Origin of the sequence: Paucidesulfovibrio longus DSM 6739, from assembly GCF_000420485.1 — a bacterium.
Classification (GTDB): Bacteria; Desulfobacterota; Desulfovibrionia; order Desulfovibrionales; family Desulfovibrionaceae; genus Paucidesulfovibrio; species Paucidesulfovibrio longus.
Genome location: NZ_ATVA01000018.1, coordinates 43,364 through 55,606, shown reverse-complemented (window position 1 = coordinate 55,606; position 12,243 = coordinate 43,364). Strand labels below are relative to the sequence as shown.

Genomic DNA, 12,243 nt, shown 5'->3' with positions numbered 1-12,243 from the left:
TCTATCCGTTCGTTTCCGAATCCGGGTCGCTCCCCGGGTCAGGTTCAGCCGCTTCCTGCTCCTTCGAACCCTCGTGCGGGAACGGGGTGCGCAAATGCAGGTCGCGCTGCGGGAAGGGAATCTCGATGCCGTGCTCCTTGAAGGCGTCCCAGATGTTCAGGAGCACGTCGCTCTTGACGTTGACCACGCCCTCCTCCGGGTCGCTGATCCAGATCCGCACCTCCAGATCGACGCTGCTGTCCCCGAACCCTATCAAGCGGGCCAGGGGCGGCGGCGAGGGCAGCACGCGCGGGGTTTGCAGCGCGGCCGCCTCCATCAGCCGCATGGCCAGCCGCGGGTCCGCGTTGTAGGAGATGCCCGCGGGAACCTTCAGCCGCACGTTGCTGTCGCGGTGCGTCCAGATGACCACCTCGTTGGTGATCAGATTCTCGTTCGGGATGAGGTATTCCTTGCCGTCGCGGGTCAGCACGGAGGTGAAGCGCGCGTTCAGCGAGAGCACGGTGCCCTGGACCCCGCCCGCCTCGATGACGTCGCCCGGCTTGACGGATTTCTCGAAGAGCAGGATCACCCCGGAGACGAGGTTGGCGAAGATCTTTTGGAGCCCGAAGCCGATGCCCACGCCGATGGCGCCGGAAAGCACGGCCAGGCTGGTCAGGTTCACGCCCGCGCTGCTCAGGGAGAGCACGAAGGCCAGCGTGAAGAGCGAAAACTTCACGCCCTTGCCGAAAAGCACCCGCGCCGAGGGCGTCAGGTGCGTGTTGCGGTTCAGGCGCTCCTCGGAAAAACGGCTCATGGCCGATGCGATCTGGTAGAGCAGGACGAAGAGCAGCACGGCCTTGAGCGCCTGAAGCAGCGATACGCTCACGTCCCCGAAGTTCATGGACAGGCCGTCCATGAACTCCTGCATGGGCTGGAGCAGCCCCACCACTTCCAGGGCCACCAGAATCCAGACCGAGATCGAGGCCACCTTGCCCCAGAAGCGGCGCAGGATCAGGCCGGAGGCGAGGCGGATGGCGATCCAGGCCAGGGCCAGCGTCGTGGCCACGTCCAAAAGGCGCGCCCCGGTGGCGAAGGTGCGGAAGGCCACCCCGGCCACGCTCAGGAGCACTCCGGCCACGCTGAGCCAGAGCACGCGGTTCACGGCGCGCATGAGCTTGCCGAGGTAGTCCGTGGAGACGAGCTGCTGCTCGAAGCGACGCTCGAAGGCCCGCTGGGCGAGGCGGCCCAGGAGCAGGCCGAGCACCGTGCAGAGCAGCACCGCTCCCGCCTGGCCCAGAGTGTTCAAGGTCAGCACGCTTCCGCGCAGCCATTGCTCGGCCGCCCGGGCCAGTTCCTGCCATTGCGGCAAGGAGATTTCCTGCACGCGTCCCCCGCTTCGGTTCAGAAGTAGATGTCCAGCAGCACTCCCGCAAAGAGGCCCACGGCGATGATGCCGTTGAGCGTGAAGAAGGCCACGTTCACGCGGCTCATATCCTCCTCGCTGATGAGCTTGTGTTCCCAGATCAGTATCATGGAAACCGCCCCCGCGACCAGATAGTAGATGCCGCCCAGCCCGGCTGCCCAGCCGCCCAGCAGAAAGAAGGCCGCGGCCACCACGTGGGAAAGGGAGGAAGCCAGCAGGGCCGCGCCGATGCCGTAGCTCGCCGGAATGGACTTCAGGCCCTGCTCGCGGTCGAAGTCCGCGTCCTGGCAGGCGTAGAGCAGGTCGAAGCCCGCCACCCAGAGGGTCACGCCGAAGAAGAAGAGCACGGGCGGCAGGGTCAGCACGGGCTCGTGGGCCAGCCAGCCCGCAAGGGGTGCCAGGCCCAGCACCGAGCCGAGAGCATAGTGGCACCAGGGGGTGAAGCGCTTGGTCAGGCTGTAGAACGCGGACCAGGCCAGGGCCGGGAAGGCCAGCAGGAAGCAGAGCCAGTTCAGCACGGCGCAGGCCGCTATGAAGACCAGTCCGCAGCCCGCGATGAAGCGCAGGGTGAAGCCCCGGCCCAATTCGCCCGTGACCAGGGGCCGGTCCTGGGTGCGCGGGTTCCTGGCGTCGATGTCCGCGTCCAGCAGGCGGTTCACGGCCATGGCAAAGGAGCGCACCGCGACCATGGCCACGGTCAGGGCCAGGAATTCCACCACGCCGGGCCTGCCGTCCGAGGCCAGGAAAAGTCCGATGTAGGCGAAGGGAAGGGCGAAGACCGAATGCTCGATCTTGACCATCCGGCAGGTCGCCTTGAAATCTTTCAGGAATTCCATACCGCTCCCTGTCAATGCTTGTTGTCGTGCGCGAAAAACGGGCGCGCGCCAGCGCGTGGCGCGTGGCGTCGCCGTCGACGTGCTGCATACACGAAGACGCTGTTTTTTTGAAGCGGCGCGGACCGGGCGGCCCGGCCTAGAAACGCTGCACGAGCACGGCTCCGGCCACGAGCAGGCAGACGCCCAGGATGCGCATGGGGCTGATTTCCCGCACGACGTAGCCGAGCACGCCGAAATGGTCGAGCAGCATCCCGGCCATGAGCTGGCTGGCGATGATCCAGGCGAGCATGGCCCCTGCCCCGACCTTTTCGGCCAGCAGGATGGTCGCGGCCACGAAGAACGCGCCCAAGAAGCCCCCGATCCACATCCACCAGGGACCGCGCGCCCCCGAGACCACGGAGAGCACCGGGCGCGTGGCGAAACACCAGGCCGCCAGGGCCAGCGTGCCCACGGCAAAGGAAACCATGGCCGAGAGCACCGGGTCGCCCACGGCCTGCTTGAGCCGGACGTTGATGCCCGCCTGAAGGGGCACCAAGGCCCCGGCCACCAGCGCGATGAGTACGTACATGCCTTTCATGGCCGCAGTGATACTCCTGTTTCCACCCAAGGTCGAGGCCGCAGAGGGGCGACCACTTGTCGGGCAAATGTCGAACAATCGTTACCGGGTCGCAACACTGGCCCCGGATGCCTGCGGTATACAGCAGCCCAATTTGTTTCTTCCACAACTGATCCGACCACGACCCGGAGGACAGCCATGACCACGAAGTACAAAGAGGAAATCCGTCGCTACCTGCAACAGCAACTGGAACATCTTTCCGCTGTCGGAGGCGAGGGCGTCTCCTTGGAGACCTGCGCCGACAACAACGACTTCGCAACGCTGCTGACCCAGCACAACCTGGAAATGGCCCTTCGCGCTCGCCGCTCCGTGCAGCTGGCCGCTCTGGAACGCGCCCTCCGACGCCTGGACCTGGACGACGACTACGGCGTCTGCCTGGAGTGCGGCGAGGACATCGGCCTCGCGCGCATCAAAGCCAACCCCGCCGCCGATCTCTGCGTGCACTGCCAGGCCGAGGCGGAACGCGCCCTCAAAGCCTGCGCCTAGCCCCATCAAGGTGAACCAAATGGACAACCGTACCTTCCGCATCGATCTTCACGTTCATTCCAAGCATTCCACGCGGCCCTCGCAATGGCTGCTGCAGAAGATCGGCTGCCCCGAAAGCTTCACCGAACCGCGCCTGATCTACGAAACCGCCAAGGCGCAGGGCATGGGCCTCGTGACCGTCACGGACCACAACACCCTGGCGGGGAGCCTCGAAATCGCGCATCTTCCCGACACCTTCGTCTCCGAGGAAATCACCACGTATTTCCCGGAGGACAAGTGCAAGCTGCACGTGCTCGCCTTCGACATCACCGAGGCCCAGCACGCGGAGATCACCCGGCTGCGCGGCAACGTCTTCGAGCTGGTTCCCTGGCTGCGCGAGCAGCAAATCACGCACGTGCTGGCCCATCCGCTCTTCGCGGTCAACGACCGCCTCCAGCCCCACCACTTCGAAAAGTGCCTGCTGCTCTTCAATTCCTTCGAGCTGAACGGCACCCGCGACGCCATGCAGAACCGGGTTCTGCGGGAGATCATCGAATCCCTGACCCGCTTCGACATCGAACGCCTCGCCGACCGGCACGGCATCGAACCCCACGGCGAAGAGCCCTGGAACAAGGGACTCACCGGCGGCTCGGACGACCACTCCTCCCTGAACATCGGCCGCGTGCACACGGAACTGGACGGCCCCGCCAGCCTGGAAAACCTCAAGCGGCAACTGGCCCTGCGCGCGGGGCGGCCCAAAGGAATCGCGGCCACGCCCCAGACCATGGCCCACAACCTCTACGGCATCGCCTACCAGTTCTACAAAAGCCGCATCCGCGCCCAGGGTTCCTCGGCCAAGCACATCTGCTTCCGCTTCGCGGACAACGCCCTGGACCTGCGCCGCCGCGAGCTGCCCGGCATGTTCTCCGGGCTGAAGCGCCTGGTCAGCCGGGGCAAGACCGCCTGCTGGTCCTACTTCGGGCGCGAGCGCACGGCCCAGGACATGATGCTCCGGCAGGCCACGGACATCATCCTGCACGACGACACGCTCATGGAGCTGGCGGACGGGCGCATCGACGACGTTCTGGAAGTGGAAAAGCAGTGGTCCCGCTTCGTGAACCAGTCCACGGGCAGGATCATGCACCAGTTCGCCGAGCGGACCATGCAGACCGTGCGAGGCGGCCGCTTTTTCGACATCTTCCATACCGTGGGCTCGGCCGGAGCCTTCTACGCCCTGCTGGCTCCGTATTTCGTCAGCTACGACCTCTTCTCGCGGGAGCGGCGCTTCTGCGACGACGTGCTCAGGGTCTTCGGCAAAACCCCGCATCGCCCGCGCGCCCAGGGGCTCAAGGTGGCGCATTTCACGGACACCTTCGACGAGGTCAACGGCGTGGCCCGGACCATCCGCCAGCAGGTTTCCCTGGTAGACCGCCACAACAAGCAGATGCGGGTCATCACCTGCGGCCAGGGGCGCAGCGAGCCCGGCGTGAAGAGCTTCGAGCCCGTGGGCAGCATGGAACTTCCGGAGTATCCCGGCCTGACCCTGCACTACCCGCCCCTGCTGGACATGCTCACCTATTGCTTCGAGCAGGACTTCGACTTCATCCTCGCGGCCACGCCCGGGCCGGTGGGGCTCGCGGCCCTGGCCGTGTCCAAGATTCTCAAGATTCCCTGCCACGGCACCTACCACACCGCGTTTCCGCAATACATCGGCGCTTTCACGGACGACCAGGCCCTGGAAGACGCGGCCTGGCGCTTCATGGTCTGGTTCTACAACCAGATGAGCGTAGTCTACGCGCCGTCCCACGCGGTCAGGGAGGAACTCTCCTCCCACGGGATCGACGCGGAAAAGATCATCGTCTACCCGCGCGGCGTGGACACCAACCGTTTCCACCCCTCCAAGCGCAACGGCTTCTTCCGCAAGCGGCAGATGGGCTCGGGCACGAAATTCCTCTACGTGGGCCGCGTCTCGCGCGAAAAAGACCTGCACGTGCTCTGCGAGGCGTTCCGCAAGGTCCAGGCCCAGCGCCCCGGCTGCGAGCTGGTGGTGGTCGGCGACGGACCATACCTGGAAGAGATGCGCCGCGATCTGCGCGGACTGCCCGCGTTCTTCACGGGCGTGCTCGAGGGCGAAGACCTTGCCCAGGCTTACGCCAGCGCGGACATCTTCGTCTTCCCCTCGGCCACGGACACCTTCGGCAACGTGGTCCTGGAAGCGCAGGCTTCCGGACTGCCCGCCATCGTTTCCGACATGGGCGGACCGCAGGAGAACATCAAGCCGGACCAGACCGGGCTCATCGCCGAGGCGGGCAATCCGGACGCCTTTGCGCGCTGCATGCTCGCCCTGGCGGACTACCCGGAACGCCGCCTCTACATGGCCAAGGCCGCGCGCGACGGCATGGAGGACCGCACCTTCGACGCCACGTTCCTGCGCACCTGGGAGATTTTCGGCGAATCCGTGCGCAGCGGACGCTATATGTAGGCCCTCCCCGACCACCCGGCCCCCGTCACTCCGGCGCCCCGCTCTCACGCAAAAAGGCGGTCCCTCTCCGAAACCGCCTTCTTTTCCGCGCCGCTTATCGGCAAGCGTTCGGTTTTCCCGCTGCTATCCCAGCATGCGCAGGTTAAGCTCGTAACGGTCCAAACCCTCCGGGCGAACCAAGTAGCCTTCCCCTTCCAGCTTCCGCAGATCGCGACGCGCCGTGGACTCGCTCACTGCGGAGTAGAGCGGGCGGAGCAGAGGATCGGTAAAGAGGTCGCCGAGGCGGAAGTTTATTGGCGCTCGGAGCAAAAGATCCAACAGCTCGTACTGACGTTTGGTGATTCGACGTTCCGCGCGCTGAAATGCAATGAAATCGCGAATGGAAAATCGTCGAATAGCGGAGACGACCTGCTCACGAATATTATCGATGCTCTCGATGACTCCGGAATAGAAAAATTCCAGAAACGCTGTCACGTTTCCAGCTTTCCTGGATTCCGAGAACACCCCGAAATAGGCGTCCAATCGGCGGTAGTAGTAGTTGGACATGGTTTGCGGCAGATACTTGAAGCCGCCCCCGTGCAGAATCATTCCTTCGAGGAATCGCGCTGTCCGACCATTGCCGTCCTGGAAGGGGTGGATCAGCCCCAGATAATAGTGCGCCAGGGCGGCGCGAAGCATCTGGTCGCCGTTCAGCAGCGCGTCCTGGTTCAGCCAGTCGCACCATTCCGACATCAGGGTCTGGATGTCCGCAAGAATTTTCGGCGGAGTGTACACGCCGCCGTGGGCCGCATCCCCCACCTTGACCATCTCGTTGCGGTACCTGCCCGGCGAATTGTGGTAGTATTCGATGCCACCCGTGACCATTTCGTGCACGCTGCGCACGGTCGCCTCGGCGAGCGGCTGCGGCATGCACTTTCCCTTGGCGCGCAGCAAGGCATAGAGACGCTGGAGATTGAGTATCTCCTGTTCCGCGCGCACTTCCGAGGATCGCCCTTCCCCGCCCTTCAGGACCACGTCCACCTGCTCCTGGCTCAAGGCGTTGCCCTCGATGGCGGCGGTGCCGAAAATGGAGCGGCGGATCAGTTCCTCTTCCAGTTGGCTGGCCATGTCCGGGAGAATCGGCAGGTCCGCCACGGTGCGATAGAGCACCTGAGCCTCCACCTGAAGCGGACGGATGCGCTGCTCGTCGTACTCGCAGGAGAACTCGAACTTGCCCGCCTTGTGTGTCATGCAGGATTTTGTATCAATTTTGACTGACATTTTGGAAACACATCCTTCCTATTTGACAGGATTAAATTCAAAATTGTCTTGTCAAGTGACACGCTAGTTTACTCAACCCCAAACAAACTTGCAAGGAGTCCTCTTTGCCGCTGGACACTTCCTGCGCCCGTTTTGCTTGGAGTCGGTCTTCTCCCTGGCGAACCGGCCCGCGCAGGCCTCGCGCGAACAGCCTTCCACACTCGAACCGCTCTGTTCGCGCTGCGCCCCTTTCCGTTCCGGCGCTCCCCTTCGGTTCTCCGCACCTCGACAACGTTCCTTGCTCCGGCTCCTTTTCCTGTTCCCCACGCAAAAAGGGCGGCCCCGCAGGACCGCCCTTTTCGTCATTTATCGACAAGCGCCTGACGCTCCCCGTCCAGTGGCGGGGCATCCGGGCCGTTGATCACTGCTCAGCCGAGCACTACCAGCCCGTAATTCTTCTTGCCTTTGCGCAGGAGCAGCAACTCGCCGCCGATGAAATCCGATTCGCTCGGCGCATAGTCGGCGTCCGCGCGCTGCTGGTTCACGTAGACCCCGCCCGCCTGCATGTCCTTGCGGGCCTGTCCCTTGGACTTGGCCAGTCCGAGGTCCACGAGCATCTGCGGCACGTCGGGCAGTTCGCCGCGCGCGCAGGTGATGGCCGGAGCCGCGCCCAGGGCCTGCTTCAACGTGGCGGCATCCACGCGGGCGATGTCCCCGCCGCCGAAGAGCACATCCGTGGCCGCCTGGACCTTGTCCAGCTCGTCCTGGCCGTGGATCATGCGGGTGACCTCCTCGGCCAGCCGCTTCTGCCCCAGGCGCAGGTGCGGCTCCTTCTCCACGCTTTCCGCGATCTCCGCGATCTGCTCCTGGTCCAGGAACGTAAAGTACTTGAGGAAGTTGACCACGTCCGCGTCCTCGGTATTCAGCCAGAACTGATAGAAGGCGTAGGGGCTGGTCATCTCGGCGTTCAGCCAGATCGCGTTGCCCTCGCTCTTGCCGAACTTCTTGCCCGAGGCCGTGGTGATCAGCGGGAAGGTCAGGGCGTAGCCGGAGCCCTGCTCCTTGCGCCGGATCAGTTCGCATCCCGCCGTGATGTTGCCCCACTGGTCGCCGCCGCCGATCTGAAGACGGCAGTCGCGGTTCTTGTAGAGCCACCAGAAGTCCATGCCCTGGAGCACCATGTAGGAGAACTCGGTATAGGAAATGCCGGTTTCCTCCCGCACGATGCGGTTCTTGACCGATTCCTTCTGGAGCATCCAGTTGATGGTGAAATGCTTGCCGATGTCGCGCAGCAGGCCCAGCGCGGACATGTTCTTGGTCCAGTCGTAGTTGTTGGCCACGTCCGCGTCGCCGTCCGAATTGCGCTGCACAAAAGCCCGCACCTGGGCCTCGATCTTGGCGGCGCGCATGTCCAGCACGGTCTCGTCGGACATGTCCCGTTCCTTGTCCTTGCCGGAGGGGTCGCCGATGCGGCCCGTGGCCCCGCCCAGCAGGAAGATGGGCTTGTGGCCGGCGCGCTTCATGCGCACGAGGCAGAGCAGCGGCACCAGGTTGCCGATGTGCAGGCTCTCGGCCGTGGGGTCGAAACCGCAATACATCACGCGACCCGGCTCGGAGAGGTACTCGCGGACCCCTTCCTCGTCCGAAACCTGGTTGACCAGACCGCGCCACTTCAACTCATCGAAAATATTCATCTCCAAACTCCGTTAGTCCAGATCGGGCCGCTCGGCCCATTTTCCGCCCCGCACCGGCTTCCAGGCCTCCATCCTCTCCAGCAGCGCTTCGGGCTCGCCGTCCACCAGCCAGAGGCCCCGATGCTGCGGACGGATGAAGCCGTGGTCCGCGCCATGTTCCAAAAACGCCAGCAGATGGTCGTAATATCCGTTCACGTTCAAGAGCCCGTTGGGCTTGTCATGCAGCCCAAGCTGGGTCCAGGTCAGGGCCTCGAAGAACTCGTCCATGGTGCCCATCCCGCCGGGAATGCTGATGAAGCCTTCCGAGAGATCGAGCAGCAGGCGCTTGCGCTCCATCATGCCCTCGACCACGTGCAGTTCGCTGAGGCCGTTGTGCGCGATTTCCTTGTCCCGAAGAACCTTCGGAATCACGCCCACGACCCGGCCGCCCTCGGCCAGGGCAGCGTCCGCTAGCTTGCCCATGCAGCCCACATTGGACCCGCCGTAGACCAGGGTCATGCCCCGCCGCGCCACAAGGCGCGCCAGCTCCTGCGCCCGCGCCACATAGACGGGGTCGCTGCCGGGGCAGGAGCCCAGAAAAACGCATACGCTCCGCATCATCGCCTCACGTTCCGCTCAAGTTTCATTGACAAGGCGCACGCTGCGCGCGCGGCCCGTGGATTCGTCTATGTCAAAAAGCGCACCTTGTAAAACCGCAACCCCGCCCGCGACCTCGAATTTTGCCGGCAGACCGTTCAGGAAGCGCTGCACGATGGGCCCCGGCTTCATGCCCAGGCAGCCGTCGCGCGGACCGCACATGCCCAGGTCCGTGACGTAGCCCATGCCGCCCGGCAGCACGCGCGCGTCGTTGGTCTGCACATGGGTGTGCGTTCCGGCAAGGGCGCTGACCCGGCCGGACTTCCGGTCGTCCAGATGCCAGCCGAGCGATATCTTCTCGCTTGTGGCCTCGGCGTGAAAATCCACCAGCCGCACGCGCACCTCGTCCGGCACTTCCGCCAGGAGCGCGTCCAGGCAGCGGAACGGACAATCCACAGGCGGCATGAAGGTGCGGCCCTGGACGTTGAGCACGGCCACGGGAGCGCAGCCCGGCAGCTCGTAGATGCCCACGCCCCTGCCGGGCGCGCCGGGCGGATAGTTGGCAGGCCGCAACACGCGCGCCTCGCCCCGCAGCAACGAGCCCACGTCCTGAAACTTCCAGACGTGGTTGCCGCTGGTGAGCACGTCCACGCCCGCGTTCAGCAGTTCGCGGGCGTTCTTCGCGGACAGGCCCAGGCCGCCGGAAGCATTTTCGCCGTTGGCCGCGACCATGTCCAGCCCCAGCGACTCGCGCAGACGCGGCAGGCGTTCCTTGACGATCTTGCGGCCGGGACGGCCCACGATGTCACCGAGGAAAAGTATCTTCATTATTTCGGCCTTCGCAAACACGCGCGGAGCCGTCGGTTTGTCCGACGGCTCCGCGCAAGGGGAAAATTCAGGTCGGAGCGGAAGCCCGGGGGAGGGGGAATCCCGTGACGGGTTCCCCGCCCCCAGGCATGCCGTACGCCTTATTTCGCGTATCCCACGGCGCGCTTCTCGCGGATCACGGTCACGCGGATCTGACCGGGATAGGTCATGTTGTTTTCGATCTTTTCGGAGATGTCCTTACAGAGCACGTAGGTGTCGTCGTCGCCCACGCGGTCGGAATCGACCATGACGCGGATTTCTCGGCCCGCCTGGATGGCGTAGGCCTTGGCCACGCCGCGGAAGCCGGTGGCGATGCCTTCCAGCTCTTCAAGACGCTTGACGTAGTTTTCCAGCAGCTCCTTGCGCGCGCCGGGCCGGGCGCCGGACAGGGAGTCTGCGGCCTGGACCAGGTTCGCCAGGATGGACTGCGGGGGCACGTCCTCGTGGTGCGCGGCGATGGCGTGCACGATGGCCTTGGACTCGCCGTGCTTCTTGGCCAGGTCCGCGCCGATGGTGGCGTGGGGGCCTTCGATCTCGTGGTCCACGGCCTTGCCGATGTCGTGCAGCAGCCCGGCCCGCTTGGCCTGCTTCTCGTCGAGTCCCAGCTCGGCGGCCATGATGCCGCAGAGGAAGGCCACTTCGAGGGAATGGTGCAGGACGTTCTGCGAGAAGCTGGTGCGGTACTGGAGCTGTCCGAGCAGCTTGATCAGATCGGGGTGGATGCCGTGCACGCCCACGTCGAAGGTGGCCTGTTCGCCGATCTCGCGCAGCTTGACTTCCAGCTCCTGCTCGACCTTCTTGACGATGTCCTCGATGCGCGCGGGGTGGATGCGTCCGTCGTGGATCAGACGTTCGAGCGCGAGCTTGGCCACTTCGCGGCGCAGCGGGCTGAACGCGGAGAGCACCACGGTTTCCGGGGTGTCGTCGATGATCAGGTCCACGCCGGTGGCGGCTTCCAGCGCACGGATGTTGCGGCCCTCGCGGCCGATGATCCGGCCCTTCATGTCCTCGGAAGGCAGGGTCACGGCGGTGACGGTGTGCTCGCCCGCATATTCCCCGGCGTAGCGCTGGAGCGCCAGGGAAAGAATTTCCTTGGCTTTTTTATCGGCGGTCTCCTTGGCTTCCATCTCGATGGCGCGGACCATCTTGCCGGCCTCGTGCCGCGTGCGCGACTCGATCTCCGTCATGAGCTGCTCGCGCGCCTCTTCCTTGGTCAGTCCGGAGATTTCCTGAAGCTTCTGGTCGTGCTCGTCCCAGAGGCGGTCGAGGTCTTCACGGCGGTCTTCCAGCTCCTTTTCGAGCTTGATGAGCCGCTTCTCCATCTGGTTGACCTCGGACTCCTTGCCCGCGACCTTTTCCAGCTTGGATTCCAGGCGTTCCTCTTTTTCCTGAAGACGGGTTTCCTGCTTCTTCAGCTCGCTTTCGCGATTCTTGAACTCCTGTTCCTGCTCTTTTTTCTGCGAATAAATCTCGTCCTGCGCCTGGAGGCGCAGTTCCTTTTTCAGGGCGTCCGCTTCCTTGCGTGCCTCCTCGACGATGCGCTTGGCCAGGTCGTTGGCATCGCCCACTTTTTTCGCGGAGATATGTCTATGCAGCAGGTATCCCGTGCCCCCTCCGGCAACGAGACCCGCCAAAACAAATAGCGCTTCGAACATGGCGCACTCCTTGTTTGTATGTTGACAGGCACGACGGCCTGATATTTCCGCCTCGCCGCGTTCGCGCACGGGCGGTCGTCACTCGCAATTCGGTGAGTGCATACGGAAGGAGCCGGTCTCGAAACCGGATTTCGGCGGGAGAGAAGCAGACCGGACCACGGCGGGCGGGCGCTCACGCCTTTGCGTGCGCGCCTTCCGCCATGCCGTTATCTAAACGGAGCCCCGGGAGGCCGTGTTGCCGTCAGTTTTGAACCTGGTTTGACCAGGTGGGCTCCGCCGGCCACCGTCAGGCTTCCCGGCAAGGCCGGGCATGCACAGGGGTTGGCCTGGGCTTGGATCCCTTTTTGAATACATTGGCTCAAAAACCATCGGACAATCACCAACTCCCCAGGGGTATTCACGTTTTCAGTC

Annotated in this window: 10 protein-coding genes and 1 other RNA gene; 2 read left to right on the top strand and 9 right to left on the bottom strand. The window is 64.3% G+C overall.

Features of this window, described 5'->3' with window-relative positions:
- Position 1: 1 nt before the first annotated feature.
- From G452_RS19965 to G452_RS0115870, 3 genes are all read right to left on the bottom strand, one after another.
- On the bottom strand, positions 2-1,363 hold the full coding sequence (locus tag G452_RS19965; RefSeq protein ID WP_022663255.1) for a mechanosensitive ion channel family protein: 1,362 nt from the start codon (positions 1,361-1,363) through the stop codon (positions 2-4).
- A gap of 17 nt (positions 1,364-1,380) precedes the next feature.
- Positions 1,381-2,238, bottom strand: coding sequence for a UbiA-like polyprenyltransferase (locus G452_RS0115875; RefSeq protein ID WP_022663254.1), 858 nt, complete (start codon positions 2,236-2,238; stop codon positions 1,381-1,383).
- Positions 2,239-2,374: 136 nt separating this feature from the next.
- Positions 2,375-2,815, bottom strand: a complete 441-nt coding sequence (locus G452_RS0115870; protein WP_022663253.1) for a DMT family transporter — start codon at positions 2,813-2,815, stop codon at positions 2,375-2,377.
- A 177-nt stretch (positions 2,816-2,992) separates the two neighbouring features.
- Here G452_RS0115870 and G452_RS19960 point away from each other — a divergent pair, with 177 nt between their 5' ends.
- Both G452_RS19960 and G452_RS0115860 read left to right on the top strand, forming a co-directional pair.
- Positions 2,993-3,340, top strand: coding sequence for a TraR/DksA family transcriptional regulator (locus tag G452_RS19960; protein ID WP_022663252.1), 348 nt, complete (start codon positions 2,993-2,995; stop codon positions 3,338-3,340).
- A gap of 19 nt (positions 3,341-3,359) precedes the next feature.
- Entirely contained in the window at positions 3,360-5,801 is a 2,442-nt protein-coding gene (locus G452_RS0115860) for a glycosyltransferase (protein ID WP_022663251.1), read from the top strand.
- 123 nt (positions 5,802-5,924) lie between these two features.
- On the opposite strand, the gene G452_RS0115855 is transcribed toward G452_RS0115860, so the two are convergent.
- The 6 genes from G452_RS0115855 to ssrS form a co-directional block, all read right to left on the bottom strand.
- The gene (locus tag G452_RS0115855; protein WP_040368808.1) at positions 5,925-7,031 is read right to left on the bottom strand and encodes a Fic family protein; all 1,107 of its coding nucleotides are present in this window, start codon (positions 7,029-7,031) and stop codon (positions 5,925-5,927) included.
- Between the two features lie 437 nt (positions 7,032-7,468).
- On the bottom strand, positions 7,469-8,734 hold the full coding sequence (gene tyrS, locus G452_RS0115850) for a tyrosine--tRNA ligase (protein WP_022663249.1): 1,266 nt from the start codon (positions 8,732-8,734) through the stop codon (positions 7,469-7,471).
- Between the two features lie 12 nt (positions 8,735-8,746).
- On the bottom strand, positions 8,747-9,334 hold the full coding sequence (locus tag G452_RS0115845; protein WP_022663248.1) for an LOG family protein: 588 nt from the start codon (positions 9,332-9,334) through the stop codon (positions 8,747-8,749).
- 15 nt (positions 9,335-9,349) lie between these two features.
- The gene (locus G452_RS0115840; RefSeq protein ID WP_022663247.1) at positions 9,350-10,138 is read right to left on the bottom strand and encodes a TIGR00282 family metallophosphoesterase; all 789 of its coding nucleotides are present in this window, start codon (positions 10,136-10,138) and stop codon (positions 9,350-9,352) included.
- A 140-nt stretch (positions 10,139-10,278) separates the two neighbouring features.
- A complete protein-coding gene (rny, locus tag G452_RS0115835; RefSeq protein ID WP_022663246.1) occupies positions 10,279-11,832 on the bottom strand; it encodes a ribonuclease Y in 1,554 nt (517 codons plus the stop codon).
- 215 nt (positions 11,833-12,047) lie between these two features.
- Positions 12,048-12,229, bottom strand: a non-coding RNA gene (gene ssrS, locus G452_RS21210) — 6S RNA.
- Positions 12,230-12,243 lie beyond the last annotated feature (14 nt).